This is a genomic window from Achromobacter veterisilvae (genome assembly GCF_900496975.1).
Classification (GTDB): Bacteria; Pseudomonadota; Gammaproteobacteria; order Burkholderiales; family Burkholderiaceae_B; genus Achromobacter; species Achromobacter veterisilvae.
Genome location: NZ_UFQC01000066.1, coordinates 1 through 19,152 on the forward strand (window position 1 = coordinate 1; position 19,152 = coordinate 19,152).

Below are 19,152 nucleotides of genomic sequence, written 5' to 3' on the forward strand. Positions count from 1 at the left end.
AGGTATGTGCTTAGACTTGACATCTAAGGTACTTCACTTCTAGTGAGCACTTGATTTCATTGTGCTTGTGATAAAGCTGAGGTTTAAATCTCAACCCATCACCGCACCCGCATCAAGCGCCCACACTTATCGGTTGTTTAATTGTTAAAGAGCGGTACTGCAAATTCTGCACTGCCTGCCGACTGGCCCGACGCTTTCGCGTCGTTCGCTGTGTCAGCAGCAGAGAAACGAGATTATGAAGAAGTTTTTATCGCTTGTCAAGTCAGCTTCGCGGGGTTCGCTATGCTTTCTTGCCGCGGCCTCTTCAAGACCTTTTCCTCTTTAGCAGCTATCGAAACATCAGGGTAAACCCTAAATTTTCGGCAACTGCCAAGCCCGAAACTATAACACGACTTTTGCAGATTATGCAACCGGCTTTTGCCTAATTTGCATCCTATCTTGCAACCCGCGGCGCCGCTGAACCTCCAGCCTTGCCATCGCCCTGAAACCAGGGGCCGGTCACTTCGGGTGGCTAATGATTCGTAAGGGTAAACCCTTGGTTCGCTTCACCAGCCAAGCCCAAGACTATAGCATATTGTTTCGAACGGCGCAACTGACTTCTGTCTGATTCGCGCTATCCATGCAATGATGCTTGCTTGGCCCCGCGCTTCGAAAAACTGCCCGAACCGCGAAGGAGCGAGACTATAGCACAAGTTTTCACAACGGACGCGGCCCCTTCCGCTGGGCCCACCTTCTATATATATAGAGAGAGGGGAACGGAAGGGGCCGCGGCACGGCGGCGGCAGGCCTGCGTTTACCAGCGCAGGTAGTTCACGTCGCGAAGCCGCGTCAGGTCCCGCTCCACGGCGGCTTCGTTGACCAGCCAATTGGGCGCGCCTACATCCCGCAGCATGTGTTCATCCAGCTCTTTCGCCAGGCTGCGCAGCCGTGCTTCGTTGCGATGTTTGCGATAGGCGGCCCATATCCGGCCGAGGAAACCGCCGCCGGAGGACGCCGCCTGTTCCAGATCCGCGCGGGCCGCCGTGGCGGCAATGCCGTTGCCGTGCAGGGCGGGCTGGTTCCGCTCGGTGGGCAGCGGCATGAATGAAGCGGAAGATGAGGGGCAGGTTTGCGCTGACATGGTGGGCTCCGTATGGAATACGCGTTTGGTAAGCGTAATAGGCCAACCTCCTGATGAAAATCGAATTGTTCTCGGGTTATCGGTAAGGTATGCTGACCAATCAAGTCATCCTCGGATCGCCCCCATGCGTTTGCCTCTGAATACCCTCCCCGCTTTCCGCGCAGTGGCCGAATTGCAGAACCTGCGTGCGGCAGCGGAACGGCTGCACCTGACCCATAGCGCGGTCAGCCAGCAGATCAAGGGGCTGGAAGAACAACTGGGCTTTCCGCTGTTCGAACGCAGCGGGCGGGGCATCGTCCTGAATACGGCCGGAGCCGCCCTGCTGTGCGCAGTCCAAGGCGCTTTGACTCAATTGGATGAAGGGGTGCTTGCGGCGTCGGCCGCCGCCACCGGCAGCGAACAGCGCTTGCGGGTGTCGGTGCTGCCTTCTTTCGCGCAGCGCTGGCTGCTGCCGCGGATGGCCCGGTGGCGGACCCGCAATCCCGGCCTGGCGCTGGAGATCGACTCTTCCCAACAGGTCGCGGATCTGCTGCGCGACGGATTCCACGCGGCGCTGCGTTTCGGACGCGGCCCCTGGGCGGGCGTGGAATCGGAACCCCTGTTCGACATGCCGTTGCCGCTGATTGTCCTGGCGTCGCCGGAAACGGCGGCCGCGCTTCCCGACAATACGCCGGAAACCCTCGCGCGGCAGCCCCTGCTGGGCGAACGCGAGATCTGGCAACACTGGTTCAACGCCGCCGGACTGCGCACGCCCGTCACGCCGGTGGCGTCGTTCAATGACGCGGGCATGATGCTGCAGGCCGCCGAGCAGGGACTCGGCATCACGCTGGGGCGCGAACTGCTCGCCGCGGACGCGCTGTGCGCCGGGCGGCTGGTGCAGGTTTCCCCGGTGAGCGTCCATTATGAACAGGCGCAGACGTATCACCTGGTCTATCGCCCCAGCCTGCGCGACTGGGGGCCGCTGGTCGCGCTGAAGCAATGGCTGCGCGACGAGCTGGAAATGTCCCGCCGCAGCCTGGTCACTCCCGATCCCGAGCCGGACCAGGAGCCGCGGGCGAAGTAACGGCGGCGCCAGCCGCCGGGGCCTGGCCTCAGGCCACCTTGCGCGCAGCCGGCTTCGAAGGCTGCATCGAGTCCGTTTCGTTGAACCGCTGGTGCCACGAGAACGCTTCCTCGAGCAGGTGCGGGGTCTGGCCGCCGCGTTCACAGGCGCGATCGAAATAGTCCTGCAGGGCGTCGCGATAGGACGGGTGCACACAATTCTGGATGATGGCGCGCGCCCGTTCGCGCGGCGCCAGCCCGCGCAAGTCCGCCAGCCCGCATTCGGTGACCAGCACGTCCACATCGTGCTCGGTGTGGTCCACGTGGGACACCATGGGCACCACGCTGGAAATGTCGCCGTTCTTGGCCATGGACTTCGACACGAAAATCGCCAGGTGCGCGTTGCGCGCGAAGTCGCCCGACCCGCCGATGCCGTTCATCATGTGCGTGCCGCCCACGTGCGTGGAATTCACGTTGCCGTAGATGTCGAATTCCAGCGCGGTATTGATCGCGATGATGCCCAGCCGGCGGACGATCTCCGGCGCGTTGCTGATCTCCTGCGGGCGCAGCACGATGCGCTCGCGGTAGTGCTCCATGTTGGCCAGGATCTTCTCGTAGACGGGCTTGGACACCGTGATGGAGGACGCCGAGGCGAACGCGAGCTTGCCTTGGTCCAGCAGTTCGATCGCGCTGTCCTGCAGCACTTCCGAATACATGGTCAGGTTCTGGAAGCTGGACGATTCGAATCCATGCAGCACGGCATTGGCGATGGTGCCGATGCCCGCCTGCAGCGGCAACAGGGAATCGGTCAGGCGGCCGGCATCGACTTCACGCCGCAGGAAGGCATTGATATGGCCCGCGATGGCATTGGTTTCCGCGTCGGGCGGCAAGGCGTTGGATGGGCTGTCCGGTTCGTGCGTGATGACGATGGCGGCGATCCTGGCCGGGTCCACCTCGATGAAAGGCTGGCCGATGCGCTGGTCGGCCGACACCAGCCCGATGGGCTGGCGCGCCGGCCTGTCGCCGGGCACGTAGATGTCGTGCAGGCCTTCGATGGCGCCGGGCATGCCCATGTTCAGTTCGATGATGATCTTGTCCGCCTGTTGCGCGAACGAAGCGGAATTGCCCACCGACATCGTCGGCACGATCGCGCCGGTCTCGGTGATCGCCGCGGCCTCGATGATGGCCACGTCGATCGGGCCGATATGGCCCGCGCGCAGTTGTTCGACGGTCTCGGACAAGTGCTGGTCGATGAAGGCGATTTCGCCCTGGTTGATCTTGCGGCGCAAGGTCGTGTCGACCTGGAACGGCATGCGGCGCGCCAGGGCGTTGGCCTGCGCCAGCATCTTGTCGGTGTCATGGCCCAGCGAGGCGCCGGTGATCAGGGTGATGGAGAGCGGCTCGCGCTCGGCGCGGGCCGCCAGCGCCGCGGGCACCGACTTGCAGTCGCCGGCGCGCGTGAAACCGCTCATTCCGACGGTCATGCCGTCCTGAACCAGCAGGGCCGCCTGATCGGCGGAGGTGATCTTGGCGCGCAGCCCAGGGTGGCGGATACGGTCGAGATGCATGGTGTCTCCAGATTTAAGGGCCAACGGCTCGCGGCCGGGCGCGGCGATGCCGCCTCTGCGCCCAGGCACCGTCTGACGCGGCGTTTCCCGAGGTCCCGCGGCCGGATCCTGCCGGCGCCGGGACGAATTTTCCGCAGTATAGGAAGGCCGGCCCAAATCTCGTAATGACTTAAAATCATCCAAATCAGTCGTTTTTTTCATCGTTTTCTTGTTTGCGCGCATCGCGCGAAGGGAGGCCGCCGGCCATGGACGTGCGCGCATTGCGGTATTTCGTGGAAACCGTCAGGCATGCCAGCTTCACCCAGGCGGCCAAGGCGCTGTTCGTGACGCAGTCGACCGTCAGCAAGATGATTCGCCAACTGGAGGAGGAAGCGGGCACCCCGCTGTTGATCCGCGACGGCCACACGGCCCGTCCCACCGACACCGGCCAGGTCATGTACCAGCGCGGCTTGCAGGTGCTGGAGACCATGCGCCAACTGGCCGAGGAATTGCGCCAGACCACCGACTTGCGCCGCGGCGCGCTGGAAGTCGGCATCCCGCCCATGATCAACCTGCTGTTCACCCCGGTTGTGAAACGCTTCCGCGAACGGCACCCGGGCATACACCTGACCTTGCGCGAAGGCACGGGCCAGGCCGTCGAAGGCCTGGTCGCCAGCGGCGAACTGGAAGTGGGCGCGACCATCCTGCCGATCGCGCCCGACGGCGGACTGGCCGCCCAACCCTTCGGCAGCTACCCCATCTGGGTGATCGGTCCGCCCGATGCGCCCTGGGCGGGCAAGACCTCGTTGCCGCTGAGCGCGCTGCGCGACGCGCGGCTCCTGATCCCCACGGACGACTTCGCCATGACGCGCCGCTTGCGGCAAGCCTTCGCCGACGCCGGCTTCCAGCCCGGCATCGCGGCGCAGAGCGCCCACTGGGATTTCCTGGTGGCCATGGCTTCCGCCGGCCTGGGCGTGGCGCTGCTGCCCGAACCGCTGATGCAACGCATGAAGACGCGCGGGCTGAGCACGGCGAAACTGGCCAAATCGGGCCTGCAATGGGAAGTGGGCCATATCTGGCAGCACGCCGGCTACCTGTCCTTCGCCGCGCGCGCCTGGCTGGAAGTGTGCGACGAGGTGCTGGGCAAGCCGAAAAAGGCGCCGGCCCGGGCCTGAGTTGAATCCAAACGTTGGCCTCGTAAACTTGGATTGCGGGCAACGGCGCCCGCAGAGCGGCCTTTCGCCGGGATCGCAGGCCGATTCAAATGGGGCCAAAGCAGCAGTTTTGTTGCAACGGGCGGGACGGCGGCTTGTTATGCTGCCGCCTCGATGCGAGCCACTCGCCCAAAAACATGACACCGACCACCCTTCTCCTGCCCTTGCGGGCTCGACGCGCGCGCGCGTCTTTCTTTGCCGCGTCGATCGCGGCATTGCTGCTGGCGCTGTTCCTGATGCCCGCCTTCGCGGCGGCGCCGCCCACGCCCGCCGACACGGAAACCATGCTGGCCTCGGCGCGCAAGCAGATCGACGACATCCGCAAGCGCGTCGCCGACGAAACCGATGACGCCAGCCTGGTGAAACAGCGCGGCGACGCGCTGGACATCCAATCCAAGGCCGATGCGGCGGCCGAGGCCCTGACGCCGCAACTGGCCAGCGTAACGGCCAAGCTGAGCGAATTGGGTTCGCCGCCGGAAGGCGTCAAGGAAACGCCCGACGTGGCTGCCCAGCGCATGCAACTGGAAAAAAGCAGCCGGGCGCTGGATGCGCAGATCAAGCTGGCCAGGCTGCTGTCCGTGGACGCCGGCCAGGCCGCCGAACAGATCTCCGCCCAGCGGCGCACGCAGTTCCAGGCGCGCCTGGGAGAACGGCGGGACTCTTTTCTCTCCGGCGCGTTCTGGACGGAGTTCCGGGAAGAATTCCCGCGCGATCTCGATCGTTTGAAAGCCCTGGGCGACGACCTGTCGGCCGCCGTCGGGCAAACGCCGAAATGGGGCTGGCTGCTCCTGGCGACGGCGGCCGCGCTGGCGATCGCCCTGCGCGTCTGGATCGGCCGCATCCTGCTGCGCCTGACCGCCACTCGCGTTCCCCCCGGCCGCCTGCGGCGCTCGTTCCTGGCGGTCGCCCACGTGGTCCTGGCCGTGGCCACGCCCGGCGTCATCGCGCTGCTGATCCACATCGGGCTGGACTGGAACTCGCAGTTGACCGACAACACCTCGTCCCTGCTGGCGAACCTGGTGGCGACGGTCTGTTTCGGCGGATACGTATCGGGACTGGGCTATGCCCTCTTGTCCTCGAACCGGCCGTCGTGGCGCCTGCCCCCGATCAGCGACGCCGTGGCGACGCGGCTGCGCTGGCTGCCCGGCGTGCTGGGCGTGCTGGTGGTGATGATCTGGCTGGCCGAGCGCCTGCCCGTGCTGCTCAACGCCAGCCTGACCACGACGATCACGCTGACCGGCATCGTCGCCGTCATGACCATGGCGATGATAGGCGCGGTGCTCGCCATCGGCCGCCGGCTGCGCCGGCAGGCGATGCAGGAAAACGACGCGCCCATCCCGTTCTGGCTGTCGCTGCTGCTGACCGCCATCTGGACCGTGCTGGTCCTCAGCCTTGCCAGCCTGCTGGCCGGATACGTGGCGTTCGGCAGTTTCCTGGTCAAGCAGGTGCTGTGGGTGCTGATCGTATTGGCTTCCGCGTACCTGGCGTCCACCTTGATCGAAGACGGTTTCGGCACGCTGCTGGGCAGTGCGCACCGCGACGGCGGCGAACAGGAAGCGCCCAGCATGCGCGACCAGGCCGCGGTGCTGCTGTCGGGCGTCGGACGGGTGGCCGTCGGACTGCTTGCCATCGTCCTGCTGCTGGCGCCTTTCGGCGAAGCGCCGATGGATCTGCTGCAGCGCTTCGACCAGTTGCGCAAGGGCCTGGCCATCGGCGAAGCGCAGATCCGCCCCGGCGCCGTCCTGCAGGCGCTGCTGGTTCTGGCGCTGTCCCTGCTCAGCGTGAAGGTGCTGAAGCGGTGGCTGTCCAACCGCTACCTGCCCACCACCGAACTGGATCCGGGCATGCAGTTGTCGGCCGCCACGCTGTTCGGCTATGCGGGCTTCGTGGTCGCCGTGGCGCTGTCGCTGTCGGCCGCGGGCATCGGGCTGGAACGCGTGGCGTGGATCGCCAGCGCGCTGTCGGTGGGTATCGGTTTCGGCCTGCAGGCGGTCGTCCAGAATTTCGTTTCCGGCCTGATCCTGCTGGCCGAACGTCCGGTCAAGGTGGGAGACTGGGTATCCCTGGGCGGCGTGGAGGGCGACATCCTGCGCATCAACGTCCGCGCCACGGAAATCCAGATGGGGGACCGCTCGACGGTGATCGTCCCGAATTCGGAGTTCGTCACCAAGACCGTGCGCAACGTCACCCGCTCGAATCCGCTGGGCCTGGTGCAGATCAAGATGCCCCTGCCGCTGTCCACCGACGCGGAACACGTGCGCGAACTGATCCTGCAGGCCTTCGCGGACCACGAGGACGTGCTGGACGCGCCGGCGCCCAACGTGTTCCTCGACGGCATCGAAGGCGGCCACCTGATCTTCAACGCCAAGGGCTACGTATCCTCGCCCCGGGCGGCCTATGGCGTGCGCAGCGCCTTGCTGTTCACCGTGCTCAAGCGGCTGCACGACGCGGGACTGGAAGTGTCGTCCCCGCCCACCATGCTGCTCGCGCCGGCCCCGCAATCGCCGGCGGCGCAGGCGGCGGCTCCCGCGGCGGTTCCGCCGCCGGCCGCCCCCTAGACGCCGCGCGGTTCCGGCCGGACATGGCGTCCGGCCTCAACCGGGGGAATACAGGTCGGCGAAGGTCTGCCTGTCGAGCCGGGGATTGCGCAATGGCGGCGACGCCAGCGCGGCGCTCTGGACGGACCGCACCGGATAGGCCTGCGCCGTGGGCTGCGAGGGCGGAGGCGTCTCGGCCAGGACCGGCGCCGACGGCGCGACCTGGGCGACCGCGCCGTTGTCGAAACGATGATCGGCGGTGGTCAGCGCGGGATTGGTGCACAGCCCCTGCGCCACCAGCGCGGCCTTGGTGCGGTCGTCCGTCTGGCACAGGATGTCGATGGCGGCGGTTTCCAGGCGGCGCGCGCGGTCGGCGTCCTTGGTGGACGCGGCGGCCTGCATGGTGCGTTCGAAGTTGCGCCGCAAACTGCACTTCTGGTCCTCGATCGGGACGGCGACGTTCATGCCGAAGCCCACCACGGAACCGCCTCCCCCGGCGGACACCATGCAGCTATCGGATGAAAAAGAACCATAGAAACTCTGGCCGCCCACGGGCGGCGCCGAGCGCAGGGTGCTGGATCCGCTATTGTTGGAGTTGAGCGTAATGCCCTGGTTGTTGCCGGCATTGGTCGAACCCGACGATGCCGAGGTCGTGGCGCTGGAACTGCTGGTCTGGGCCCCGGCGGAAAACGCCGCCAGCGACAGGGAAATGGCAAGCACTATAGTCTTCATGATGTTCCCTCGCCCGGACGGCCGAAGCCGTCCGGATAATTGGGTCAGTGATGGAACCCTGCGACATGGCCCACCGCGCCGATGCCGTGTATCGACCCGAACCCACCCACATTCGCCGCATGGAACGACCCCGTGGCCGACGCGCTGGTTTCCGTCTGCCCGAACGTGGCGCCGCCGTTGGCGATGCTGTCGCCGACCATGATGGGGGCATTGCCCGATACATGGCCGTATGACTCGCTATTGGCGTACTGGCGCGTGCTGGTCACGACTTGCGTGCCGTCGCGGCTGAAGGTTCCGCCGACTTCCGCGATGCCGCCCGTGCTGCCGAACGATGTCTGGCTCGAAAAGCCGTAGCCGTTGATCTGGGTGGACACCGCGGAACTGCCGGTGGAAATGGATGACGCGGTGCCGTTGATGGCGCCGGCATGGCCCGTCACGGACCCGCCGACCGGGCCGGTGGCATAGGCCGTGGCGGCAAACAAGGACAACGCGGCGATTGCTGCGAGCTTTTTCATTTGAGCTCCTCCTGATCCGTGCGGGCACGGATACACGGTTGCCGGTGGCCGACCGGCGCGGACCGTTACCTCCCAGCCATGCGTGCAATGACGAAAGGCTTGGGACTTTCGTATTGGTACGGAATGATTGCGCCGTCCTAGGCATGTCGATATCGGCTAAACGGGCGACCGAATCCTGCTGGACGAGCGGAGGCGGTAACACTTCCGGCCAAATGCGCGGATAACGCGCGCCGCGCCATGCATATGGACGACGCGCAATGCGCGGGACGAATCGCGCGCGCGGAGGAACTCAACTTTATGGATGGGAGCGGCGGCCCGCGGCTCGGGCAACTTCCCTAGCGCGCCCGAGCGACTCGGCCCGGCGGAATCGGCGCCCGCCCGGCTCCAGCCTTTCGGCGGGCTGAATGCGGATTTTTCGGCCATACTATCCCCGCCGCCGGGCGCTACCCGGCCCATTCGTCGCACGGAGACAGAATCATGATCCAGGAGATTGCCGGCATCCACGTCCGCGAAGGACAGGAAGCGCTGTTCGAAGCGGGCGTCGCGCAAGCGAAGCCGCTATTCTTGCGGGCCCGCGGATGCCACGGCATGGAGCTGTACCGCAGCATCGAGCAGCCGCAGCACTACACGCTGGTCGTGGACTGGGAAACGGTGGAAAACCACATGGTGGATTTCCGCGAGTCCACGGACTTCCAGGAATGGCGCAGGCTGGTGGCGGGCTTTTTCGTCGAACCGCCGCAGGTGCATCACGAACAGAAAGTGCTCTGACGCCCGGGCCTGCGCGCAACCCCTTTCAGCGTGAACAGGCCCTAGAGCGGATCGTTGTATTTGCGCGCGCTGCCGCGAAAACGATCCGCCGGATATTTCCGCGCGTTCTTCACCATCTTGCCCGCCACGGCATCGGCGATATCGATGCTCAACTGGTCCGCCAGCGCGACCAGGTACATCTGCACGTCCGCGATCTCGTCGGCCGCTTCAGCCAGCCGCTCGGGCGGCATGCCGCGCGATTCGGCCTCGCTCAGCCACTGGAACAGCGACACCAGTTCTCCCGCCTCGCCCGCCAGGGCCATGGCCAGGTTCTTCGGCGAATGGAAGGGCTGCCAATCCCGTTCCACCGCGAAGCGGCGGACGGCAAGTCTGATCTGTTCCAGGTCGGACATCGCGGCTCCTGAGTTGAAATGGGCGCGTCAGGCCGCCGCCAGCCGCGCGCTGGCCGCCAGCGCGACGGCGACCGTAGTGCGCACGTCGGCCAGCGCCCGGTGGGTGGGATCCGAGGCGCCGACGTGGCGAGCCAGGATCTCCAGCTTGTGCGAAGGCAGTTCGGGCCAGGCGCGCCGCGCCAGCGCCAGCGTGCAATGGGTGGCATTCGAAAACGGCAGGCCGGTCTGGTCCGCGGCGGCCCCCAGGAAGCGCCGGTCGAAAGAGGCATTGTGGAAAAACACGGGCAGGTCTTCCACGAAATCCAGGAAGGACGAAAACGCCTGCACCACGGGCACACCGTGGCGGTCGACTTCCGCCTGCGTGATGCCGGTCAACCGGGTAATGAAAGACGGGACCGGGCCGCGCGTGCGCACCACCTGCGTGTATTCCCGCTCGTGCGCGCCCGACGCGTCCACGCGGACGGCGGCGAACTCCAGGATCTCGCAGGTGGCCGTGGACAGGCCGGTGGTTTCCAGGTCGGCCACGATGAATGGGCCGCGCAAGGCCCGCAGCGCCTCGGCCAGCGCCTCGGTTCCCGCCTTGCGCCCCGCCGCCGCGCGGACGGGCCCCGCACCGCTTGCGCGCGGCCGCCGGTAGAAGAACGTCACGGCCTTACTCCGCCGGCCGCAAAGGCGCGAAACGGGGCGAGCCGTCTGCCAGTTGGCCGAAGAACAGCGCCGCGGGGCGCACCCACAGCCCGCGCTCGTGAGGCCACAGATGTTCGTACACAACCATGGATTCCTCGGTTTCGGAATGGCGGGCGGTGCCCTGGTAGAGATAGAGGCCGCCCTTGTAATGGCGGTGCGAGGCGAGAGCCAGGGCTTCGGATTCGGTCATGGACGGTTGCCGCAAATGGCGCGGCCCGGGCGGTAGGGTTCCTGCCCGGGCCTGCGGGTTCAGACAATACCGTCTTTATAGCGCATCGGGCCGGCGCGGGCCGGCCGTCAGCAGCGCACGTACTGCAATTCGGGCGGCGCCGCGCGCCCCGGCTCGCCGGCCCGCTGGGTAATGTCCTCCGTGACGTCGCCGAGCTTGGCGGACTGGGCCAGGGATTCCTCCACCACCGCCGCCATGATTTCGGTGACGCGGCGGGACGAGGCCACGATATCGTCCATGGTAGTGCCCGCCGATTGGACCTGGCGCGCCCCGCCCTCGATTTGCTGGACCGACGACGTGATCAAACCCTTGATTTCCTTGGCCGCCGCCGCGCTGTTCTGCGCCAGGCTGCGGACCTCGGCCGCCACGACGGCGAACCCCTTGCCATGCGAACCGGCCCTGGCGGCCTCGACGGCGGCGTTCAACGCCAGGATGTTGGTCTGGAAGGCGATCCCGTCCATGACCCCGATGATTTCCGAGATGCGCCGCGAGCTTTGGGTGATGTCGCCCATCGTCTTCACCACCTCCTGCACGGTATGGCCGCCCTGTTCGGCCACCCGGCAGGCGTCCAGCGCCAGCGTATTGGCTTGCCCGGCGCGGTCGGCGTTCTCGGTCAGCCCCTGGACGGCGACGCGCAAGGTCTGGGCGGCGGTAAAGCGCCTGGTGATGTCAGTGGCGTACTTCACGATCTTGAACGGGCGGCCTTCGGCGTCGAAGATCGGGTTGTAGCTGGCCTCGATCCAGACCTGGCGGCCGCCTTTGCCAAGGCGCAAGTACTGCCCGGTGTCGTATTCGCCGCTGCGCAGCTTGCGCCAGAATTCCTTGTACGCGGCGCCGCGCGCCTCCTCGGGCGGGACGAACATGCTGTGGTGCCGCCCGCGCACCTCGTCGGCCCGGTAGCCCACCGCGTCCAGGAACAATTCGTTCGCGCGGATGATGGTGCCGTCGAGCTCGAATTCGACGATGGCCTGCACTTTGGAAATCGCCGCCAACTGGCCTTCGACGTCCGCCTGCCGCTGCTGCTGCCCGGTGATGTCGACGGCATACTTGACCACTTTCATCAACCGCTGGCGATTGTCGAAAATAGGGTTGTAGGACGCCTGCAGCCAGACGTCGCGCCCGTCCTTGCGAATCCGGCGGTAGCGCCCGGCATCGTGCGCGCCCTGCCTCAGCTTGTTCCAGAATTCCGCGTAGCCGGCCGACTCGCGCTCGTCGGGATCGACGAACATGCGGTGGTGGCGCCCCACGATTTCGTCGAGCGTATAGCCCAGGGTGTCCAGGAAATTCCGGTTCGCGGCCAGCACGTGGCCGTCCAGATCGAACTCCACGACGGCCTGGACATTATTGATCGCCGCGATCTGCCCATGCATGTCCGCCTTCTGCAGGCCGCGGTCCGTGCGGAACAATGGGCCGAGGGTGATCCATTTCATGGTGGCGTCTCCTGCCGGGGTCTGCCTGGCCGGCTGCCGCCCGGCCACGCCGTTATGACACAAATGGATATATTGGCGTATCAATTAGCAAACATTTAATCCTAAAAATGAACGGCCCTCAAGGTATTCCAGGCGTCTCATAAAAAAATGGCGTCCGGCAACACCAGGGTTAACACGGACTCAAGCCGCGTCCAATTCGCGATAGCGGCGAAAAATACCTTCCCCGAAAGGCAGGCGCCTGCCGCTTCCGAAATAGGCCTGCAACGCCTCCAGCGCCGCCACGCGCGCATGCAGCGCCATGACGTTCGGATAGTGCACCGCCAGGGTGGCCATGCGCTTGGGGAAGGCGTAGAGCAGGCCGTCGACCAGGTGGAACAAAGACAGATCCACGTAGGTCCAGCGCTTGCCGCCGGCCAGCCAGGCCTGGGGCCCGTCCAGCACCCGTTCGAAGTACTCCAGGAATTTGGGCATCCGCTCTTCGCGAAAGCCGCTCGCGCGCCGCGCCGCCTCTTCCTTCTGGTCTTCGTAGTATTCGCTGGCGGAGATGGGATGATGGGTATCGTGCGCTTCGGCCACCATGTCCGCGATGGTGAGCTGCAACTGGTTCACCCATAGGCGGCCTTCGAGGGAATCCGGCGCCAAGCCGTGCTTTTCCCCGAGGAACAACAGAATGTTGGCGGTCTGCCCCAGCGTCATTTTTCCCGCGACCAGGTAGGGCGGCGCGAACGGCGGATGCCTGCGGTCGGAACGCAAGTCCTCGACCAGCGTGTTTTCGTCCGCGCCGGGCTCGCGCGCGCATTCCCGGTACGGAATGCCGCCCGCCTCCAGCGCCAGGCGCACGAACTCCCCGCGCCCGGGAATGCCGTCCCAATACCAAAGGTCGTAAGTCATGCCGTCTCCTTCCTGTCGATGAAGGCCTGGGTTTGCTCGTCCTGGGTGGGAAATACGCTGATCTCGCCTTCGTGTCTGGCCGCCAGCACGCCGCGTGCCTGCTGGTACTGCCTGGGGGACAGGCCGAAATGCGCGCGGAAGTCGCGCGAAAAATGCGCGCCGTCCGCGAACCCGCAGTCCAGCGCGATCTGGGTGATGCTGCCGGGATTGTTCAAAAGCAGCCAGCTACCGTACTCCAGCCGCAACTGCCGCTGGAACGCCATGGGCGACATGCCGGTGGCCACGCGGAACGCGCGCTCGAGCTGCCTGCGCCCCACGCCGACATACCGGGCGATCGCGTCCAGCGGCGGCGGGCTGTCGATGCGCTGCTCCATGAAGTGCGCGGCCTGGCGGACCCGCAGGTCCTGGATGCCCGACAGGTCCGTATGGAAATGGGCCTGCGGCACGCGTCCGGACCGCGCGCCCTGCAGCATCATGTGCCGCACGGCCTGCTGGGCCTTGTCGCGCCCGCAATGCCGGGCCACCAGATACAGGGCCAGGTCGATGGCGGCCGTGGATCCCGCGCAGGAAATCAGGTCGCCCTCGTCCACGAACAGTCGGTCCACCACCGCGCGGGTCTGCGGAAACCGCTCGCGGAAGGTGTCCAGCACATTCCAATGCACGCAGACCGTGCGCGGCCCGATCACATCGGCCTGCGCCAGCGCGAACGTGCCGGTGCAAATGCCCAGCAGCCGCACGCGTTGCGCGGCCGCCCGCCGCAGCCAGTCGCGCAGGCGCTCGGGCATGCGTTCATTGAAATAGTCGTTGCCGCCGCAAACCGCCACGTAGTCGAACTGGGACAGGTCGTCGGGCAGGCTGTCGGCCACGTCTATCGTCAGGCCCGCGCTGGAGCGGCGCGGCTTGCCGTCCCAGCTCATGACGCGCCATGCCGTGTGGATCTGGCGGCTGCGCCCGCCGTGGTCGCCCGCCAGCCGCAGCACGTCCACCAGGCCCGCGAAGGCCGCCAGCGTGAACTGGTCCAGCAGCACGATGCCGACGGTCAGTGCGGGTTTCCCCTGGGATGGCTCGCGGGCGCCGTCGTCATAGGGAAAAGGCGCGGGCGCGGCGAATGTGGCGGTATCCATGTCGCAATTATTCAAGTTTATGTCCCGCGCCTTCAAGCTGGTTTTCCCTGGGATCGCCCAAGATGCGCTTGTAGCACCGTATCCGCGCCCGCCGGGAAGCACCGGAGCGGGCCGGCAAATTCACAAGGGGATACCGACATGGCAACACTTACCCGCAGCGCCGTCCGCGCCGCCCTGATGGGCGCCGGACTGCTGGTGGCCAGCCAGGCGCTGGCGCAGCAGCAGAAAATCACCGTCGCCTGGTACGGCGGCAATTGGGGCGACGCCTTCCGCACCTGCGTCGCCGAACCCTACACCAAGGCGACGGGCGTGGCCGTCGTGCCGGAGGTCGGCACCTCAACGACGACGCTGGCGAAATTGCAGCAGCAGAAGGGCGCGCCCACGATCGACGTCGCCTGGATGGACGGCGGCATCAGCGAACTGGCCGCCGAGGCCGGCGTGCTGGACGCGCTCGACCCCGCCGCCATCCCCAACCTGAAGAACGTGATCGACCAGGGCGTGTACCGCGGCGGCGACGCGGCCTACGCCGTCAGCACCGGCTACTACTCGCTGGGCGTGGCCTACAACACCAAGGAAGTGCCGCAGCCGCCGACCAGTTGGAAGGACCTGTGGAAGCCCGAGTACGCCGGCGCCGTCGCCATTCCCTCTCCGGCGAATTCGTCCGGCGTGCCGTTCGTGTTCTTCCTGGCCCGGGTCTTCTCCATCGACCCGTCCAACCTGGCGCCGCTGTATGCCAAGCTCGCCAGCCTCGACACCGCGCTGTTCTTCGACAGTTCCGGCGCCGCCACCAACGCCTACCAGAGCGGCGAAGCCATCATCGGCGCGCACTTCAACGTGGGCGCCTGGGACCTGATCGACAAGGGCCTGCCCATCGGCTTTGCCGTGCCCAAGGAAGGCGCCTGGGCCACGGATGCGCGCCTGCACCTGGTCAAGGGCGCGCCGAACAAGGCCGCGGCGCAGAAGTTCATCGACGCCGCCCTGACGCAGGACGCCGCCGCATGCCTGGCCGCGCGCCTCTACCTGGGCCCGGCGGTCAAGGACGTGCAGGTGCCCAAGGACGTCGCCCGCAAGCTGCCCTGGGGCGCGGACGGCTCGGTGAAGAACCTCAGCCTGTTCGACTGGAACCTCATCAACAGCCGCCGCGCCGAGGTCACGGACGCCTGGAACCGCCAGGTCGCCCGCAAGCGCTAGACCGGGGCCGAACATGTCCGCTTTGCTTACCATCGAAGCCGTGTCGATGCGCTTTGGCGCCTACCAGGCGCTGGACCGCATCGACCTGGAAATCCAGCAGGGTGAATTCGTGGCGCTGCTGGGCCCCAGCGGCTGCGGCAAGACCACCCTGCTGCGCTCGATCGCCGGATTCCTGCAGCCCGAGTCGGGCCGCATCCTGATCGAGGGCCGGGACATCAGCCGCCTGGCGGCCCATCATCGTCCGCTGAACACGGTATTCCAGAACTACGCGCTGTTCCCGCACATGAGCGTGCTGGAGAACGTGGCCTACGGGCCGCGCCGCCGGGGCGCCTCGCGGCCCGAGGCGGCGCAGCGCGCCCGCGCGGCGCTGGACATGGTGGGCCTGGCGGACTTCGGGGCGCGCTATCCCCGCGAAATGTCCGGCGGCCAGCAGCAGCGCGTGGCCCTGGCCCGCGCCATCGTGAACCAGCCCAAGCTGCTGTTGCTGGACGAGCCCCTCTCCGCGCTGGACCTGAAGCTGCGCAAGCGGATGCAACTGGAACTCAAGCACCTGCAGGCCAGGCTGGGCATCGCCTTCATCTTCGTCACGCACGACCAGGAAGAAGCCATGACCATGGCCGACCGGGTGGTGGTCATGCACGCGGGCAAGATCGAACAGACGGGCACGGGCACCGATATCTACCGGCAGCCCGCGACGCGTTTCGTGGCCGAATTCATCGGCGACGCCAATTTCATGCCCTATACCGCCAGCGGCGACGACACCCTGCTGCTGGATGCCCAGGGACTGCGGGTGCCGCTGCGCGGCAAGGCGGCGCCCGCGCGCGGCGTCGCCGTCCTGCGGCCGGAAGACCTGCGCCTGAGCGACGACCCGGCGGCGGCCAGGCTGACCGGCATCGTGACCGACGTGATCAACGTGGGCAGCCACAGCATGATCCACGTGGACATCGGCGGGCAGACCGTGGTGGCCCGCCACGGCGGCATCGCGCCCTCCGGACTGGTGCCCGGCGCCCCGGCCGGCCTGGCGTTCGCGCCGGAAAGCCTGCACCTGATCGGTGAACGGCCATGACCGCCCGCGCCTGGCGTTCGCCCGGCCTGCTGCTGGCGGCCCCCGTGCTGTTCTTCGCGGCGTTCTTCCTGGCGCCGCTCGCGGTGGTGGCGCTGGCCAGCGTCACCGGCGGGCCCGACGGCCTGACGCCGACCGCGCAGCAGTACCTGCGCGTGCTGGCCGACCAGTACCACTGGGACGTGATCCTGGTGACCTTCCGGCTGGCCTTCTTCACCACGGTCGCCTGCGTGGTCCTGGGCTATCCGCTGGCCTGGTACCTGGTGCGCGTGGTGCGCTGGAAGGCCTGGCGCCGCTTCTGCGTGATCCTGCTGGTGGTGCCGCTGTTCACCAGCAACATCGTGCGGGCCTTCGGCTGGATGGTGCTGCTGGGCCGCAACGGGCTGGTCAACCAGGCCCTGGTCGGCGTGGGCGCCGCGGACCGTCCGGTGCGCTTCATCGGCACGGAAACCGGCATCCTGATCGGCATGGTCTACGTGCTGCTGCCCTTCGTGGTGCTGGCGGTGGGCAATGCGCTGGCCCGGGTCGACCCCGCCTGCGAACAGGCTTCGGCCGACCTGGGCGCCAGCCCCGCGGCGACGTTCTTCCACATCACCTGGCCGCTGACGCTGCCCGGCGTGGTGTCGGGCGCCATCATCGTCTTCACCCTTGCCGTCAGCGCCTACGTCACGCCGGCCCTGCTGTCGGGCGGACGCGTGTCGGTGCTGTCCATGCTGATCTTCCAGCAGTACAGCACGGTGTTCGACTTCCATTACGGCGGCGCCCTGAGCATGGTGCTGCTGGTGTTCACCCTGATCCTGGTCGCGCTGGCGAACCGCGTCGCCGTCCTGCCTGGAGCCGCGCGATGATCCTCCGCCACCTGATCCGCCTGTTCGCGCTGGGCGTGCTCGCCTACCTGGCCCTGCCGCTCGTGGTCATCCTGGGCTCCTCGTTCACGGCCACGCCCTATCTGGCGTTCCCGCCCCAGGGCTGGACGCTGGAGTGGTACCGCACGCTGCTGATCGAAGCCGGCTACGTCGCCGCGTTCACGACCAGCACCGTGCTGGCGCTGGCGGCCACGGCCGCGGCGGTGCTGCTGACGGTGCCGGCCGCCCTGGCGCTGGCGCGGTACGAATTCCCGGGCAAGGCCGCGCTGGCCTCCGTGCTGATGTCGCCGCTGGTGCTGCCGCACATCGTGCTGGGCGCGGCGCTGCTGCAATACGGCGCCTACTTCGGCCTGACGCGCAGCTTCCTGTCCCTCCTGATCGGGCACATCGTCATCATCGCGCCCTTCGTGCTGCGGTCCACGCTGACCCTGCTGACGCCCGAACAGCGCGCCCTGGAAGAGGCGTCCGCCGACCTGGGAGCCAACCCCTGGACCACGTTCTTCCTGGTGGTGCTGCCCCAGATCCGGCCGGGCATCGTCACCGGCTCGATCTTCGCGTTCATCTCTTCCTGGATCAACGTGGAGCTGTCCATCTTCAACACCACGGCGGACCTGAACACCATCCCCGTGAAGCTCTTCAACTATGTGCAATACACGATAGATCCGACCATCGCGGCCGTATCGGGCGCCACGATCGTGGCCGCGGTGATCGCCATCGTCATCCTGGATTTGACCGTCGGGCTGGACATGCTGTCCGAACGCGGCAAATAAACCTTCTTCTCTTTCCTACTTGTCTGGAGCCACAGTCATGCGCAAGCAAGACGCGTTCGATGTCATCTATACCCATACCGAAGGCGAGCCCCTGTGCATCGTGCACAGCGGCATTCCCTATCCTCCCGGATCCACCATCCTGGAAAAGCGGACGTTCCTGGAACAGAACTACGACTGGCTGCGCAAGGCCCTGATGCGCGAGCCCCGCGGGCACAAGGATATGTTCGGCGTGTTCCTCACGCCGCCGTCCAGCCCGGAATACGACGCCGGCCTGATCTACATCGACGGCACCGAGTACTCGCACATGTGCGGCCACGGCACGATCGCCGTCAGCATGGCCATGGTCGCGCACGGCCTGGTGGCGCGCGGCAAGGACGGCATTACCAAGATCCGCTTCGAAACCACCGCCGGCCTGGTCGTGTCGGAAGTGGCATCCGAAGGCGACAACGTGCTGTGGACGCGCTTCGAGAACGTGCCGGCGTACGTGGCCGCGCAGGACATTCCCGTGGAACTGCCCGGCTACGGCAAACTGTCGGCCGACATCGTCTGGGGCGGCAACTACTTCGGCATCGTCGATCTGTCCGGCTGCGACCTGCGGATTTCTCCCGACAACGGCACCGAACTGTCCCGCATGGGCCTGATCGTGCGCGACCAGTTGAACGCCCGCCAGCGCATCCAGCATCCGACCGAGGCGCACATCAACAACCTGAACTTCATCACCTTCTGGCACCAGCCGACCATCGAAGGCGCGTTCTACAAGAACGTGCACGTCTTCAGCGCCGGCCAACTGGACCGCTCCCCCGGCGGCACCGGCACCAGCGCGATGATGGCCATGTTCGAGGCCCGCGGAAAGATGGGCCTGAACCAGCCGATCAAGTCGGAAGGCCTGCTGGGCAGCGGCGTATTCGAAGGCTGCCTGCTGGGCGAGGTGGACCTGAACGGCACCCGGGCCGTGCGCCCCACGGTCAAGGGAACGGCCAGCATCCTGGGCACGGCGCGCTGGGTCATCGACAAGAACGACCCGGTGGGCGCGGG

At 66.6% G+C, this 19,152-nt stretch carries 19 protein-coding genes; 9 read left to right on the forward strand and 10 right to left on the reverse strand.

Annotated features, from left to right (window positions below):
• Nucleotides 1–793: 793 nt before the first annotated feature.
• Complete coding sequence (locus tag AVE30378_RS32950; protein ID WP_244235193.1) at nucleotides 794–1,120, reverse strand: hypothetical protein; 327 nt, start codon at nucleotides 1,118–1,120, stop codon at nucleotides 794–796.
• A gap of 124 nt (nucleotides 1,121–1,244) precedes the next feature.
• Between AVE30378_RS32950 and AVE30378_RS31235 the strand changes: the two genes are divergently transcribed.
• Entirely contained in the window at nucleotides 1,245–2,183 is a 939-nt protein-coding gene (locus AVE30378_RS31235; protein ID WP_129246885.1) for a LysR substrate-binding domain-containing protein, read from the forward strand.
• Between the two features lie 28 nt (nucleotides 2,184–2,211).
• On the opposite strand, the gene AVE30378_RS31240 is transcribed toward AVE30378_RS31235, so the two are convergent.
• Nucleotides 2,212–3,729, reverse strand: coding sequence for an acetyl-CoA hydrolase/transferase family protein (locus tag AVE30378_RS31240; protein WP_129246887.1), 1,518 nt, complete (start codon nucleotides 3,727–3,729; stop codon nucleotides 2,212–2,214).
• Nucleotides 3,730–3,974: 245 nt separating this feature from the next.
• Between AVE30378_RS31240 and AVE30378_RS31245 the strand changes: the two genes are divergently transcribed.
• Both AVE30378_RS31245 and AVE30378_RS31250 read left to right on the forward strand, forming a co-directional pair.
• Nucleotides 3,975–4,883: a LysR family transcriptional regulator gene (locus tag AVE30378_RS31245; protein WP_129246889.1), complete on the forward strand. Its 909-nt coding sequence runs from the start codon at nucleotides 3,975–3,977 to the stop codon at nucleotides 4,881–4,883.
• A gap of 176 nt (nucleotides 4,884–5,059) precedes the next feature.
• The gene (locus AVE30378_RS31250) at nucleotides 5,060–7,480 is read left to right on the forward strand and encodes a DUF3772 domain-containing protein (RefSeq protein WP_129246891.1); all 2,421 of its coding nucleotides are present in this window, start codon (nucleotides 5,060–5,062) and stop codon (nucleotides 7,478–7,480) included.
• Nucleotides 7,481–7,516: 36 nt separating this feature from the next.
• On the opposite strand, the gene AVE30378_RS31255 is transcribed toward AVE30378_RS31250, so the two are convergent.
• Together AVE30378_RS31255 and AVE30378_RS31260 are read right to left on the reverse strand one after the other, a co-directional pair.
• Nucleotides 7,517–8,191 carry a hypothetical protein gene (locus AVE30378_RS31255; protein ID WP_129246893.1) on the reverse strand — a complete coding sequence of 225 codons (675 nt, stop codon included), beginning with the start codon at nucleotides 8,189–8,191 and terminating at the stop codon, nucleotides 7,517–7,519.
• Between the two features lie 44 nt (nucleotides 8,192–8,235).
• Nucleotides 8,236–8,706, reverse strand: coding sequence for a hypothetical protein (locus AVE30378_RS31260; protein WP_129246895.1), 471 nt, complete (start codon nucleotides 8,704–8,706; stop codon nucleotides 8,236–8,238).
• A gap of 477 nt (nucleotides 8,707–9,183) precedes the next feature.
• On the opposite strand from AVE30378_RS31260, the gene AVE30378_RS31265 reads away from it, so the two are divergent.
• Nucleotides 9,184–9,474, forward strand: a complete 291-nt coding sequence (locus AVE30378_RS31265) for an antibiotic biosynthesis monooxygenase family protein (protein ID WP_129246898.1) — start codon at nucleotides 9,184–9,186, stop codon at nucleotides 9,472–9,474.
• Between the two features lie 41 nt (nucleotides 9,475–9,515).
• Here AVE30378_RS31265 and AVE30378_RS31270 read toward each other — a convergent pair whose 3' ends face one another.
• From AVE30378_RS31270 to AVE30378_RS31295, 6 genes are all read right to left on the reverse strand, one after another.
• Nucleotides 9,516–9,866, reverse strand: a complete 351-nt coding sequence (locus tag AVE30378_RS31270; RefSeq protein WP_129246900.1) for a nucleotide pyrophosphohydrolase — start codon at nucleotides 9,864–9,866, stop codon at nucleotides 9,516–9,518.
• A gap of 27 nt (nucleotides 9,867–9,893) precedes the next feature.
• Nucleotides 9,894–10,514, reverse strand: a complete 621-nt coding sequence (locus AVE30378_RS31275) for a 3'-5' exonuclease (protein WP_129246903.1) — start codon at nucleotides 10,512–10,514, stop codon at nucleotides 9,894–9,896.
• Between the two features lie 4 nt (nucleotides 10,515–10,518).
• Nucleotides 10,519–10,743, reverse strand: a complete 225-nt coding sequence (locus tag AVE30378_RS31280; RefSeq protein WP_129246906.1) for a DUF1653 domain-containing protein — start codon at nucleotides 10,741–10,743, stop codon at nucleotides 10,519–10,521.
• A 107-nt stretch (nucleotides 10,744–10,850) separates the two neighbouring features.
• Nucleotides 10,851–12,212: a methyl-accepting chemotaxis protein gene (locus AVE30378_RS31285; RefSeq protein ID WP_129246908.1), complete on the reverse strand. Its 1,362-nt coding sequence runs from the start codon at nucleotides 12,210–12,212 to the stop codon at nucleotides 10,851–10,853.
• Nucleotides 12,213–12,392: 180 nt separating this feature from the next.
• Nucleotides 12,393–13,103, reverse strand: a complete 711-nt coding sequence (locus tag AVE30378_RS31290; RefSeq protein WP_129246910.1) for a glutathione S-transferase — start codon at nucleotides 13,101–13,103, stop codon at nucleotides 12,393–12,395.
• A complete protein-coding gene (locus AVE30378_RS31295; protein WP_244235194.1) occupies nucleotides 13,100–14,227 on the reverse strand; it encodes a GlxA family transcriptional regulator in 1,128 nt (375 codons plus the stop codon). The genes AVE30378_RS31290 and AVE30378_RS31295 overlap by 4 nt, the downstream gene beginning before the upstream one ends.
• A 138-nt stretch (nucleotides 14,228–14,365) precedes the next feature.
• On the opposite strand from AVE30378_RS31295, the gene AVE30378_RS31300 reads away from it, so the two are divergent.
• The 5 genes from AVE30378_RS31300 to AVE30378_RS31320 all read left to right on the forward strand — a co-directional run.
• Nucleotides 14,366–15,418, forward strand: coding sequence for an ABC transporter substrate-binding protein (locus AVE30378_RS31300; RefSeq protein WP_129246912.1), 1,053 nt, complete (start codon nucleotides 14,366–14,368; stop codon nucleotides 15,416–15,418).
• Between the two features lie 13 nt (nucleotides 15,419–15,431).
• The gene (locus tag AVE30378_RS31305; protein ID WP_129246914.1) at nucleotides 15,432–16,484 is read left to right on the forward strand and encodes an ABC transporter ATP-binding protein; all 1,053 of its coding nucleotides are present in this window, start codon (nucleotides 15,432–15,434) and stop codon (nucleotides 16,482–16,484) included.
• On the forward strand, nucleotides 16,481–17,329 hold the full coding sequence (locus AVE30378_RS31310; RefSeq protein ID WP_129246916.1) for an ABC transporter permease: 849 nt from the start codon (nucleotides 16,481–16,483) through the stop codon (nucleotides 17,327–17,329). The genes AVE30378_RS31305 and AVE30378_RS31310 overlap by 4 nt, the downstream gene beginning before the upstream one ends.
• Nucleotides 17,326–18,117, forward strand: a complete 792-nt coding sequence (locus AVE30378_RS31315; protein WP_129246918.1) for an ABC transporter permease — start codon at nucleotides 17,326–17,328, stop codon at nucleotides 18,115–18,117. The genes AVE30378_RS31310 and AVE30378_RS31315 overlap by 4 nt, the downstream gene beginning before the upstream one ends.
• Before the next feature lie 37 nt (nucleotides 18,118–18,154).
• A partial coding sequence (locus tag AVE30378_RS31320) for a proline racemase family protein (protein WP_129246920.1) occupies nucleotides 18,155–19,152 on the forward strand: 998 nt, incomplete at its 3' end.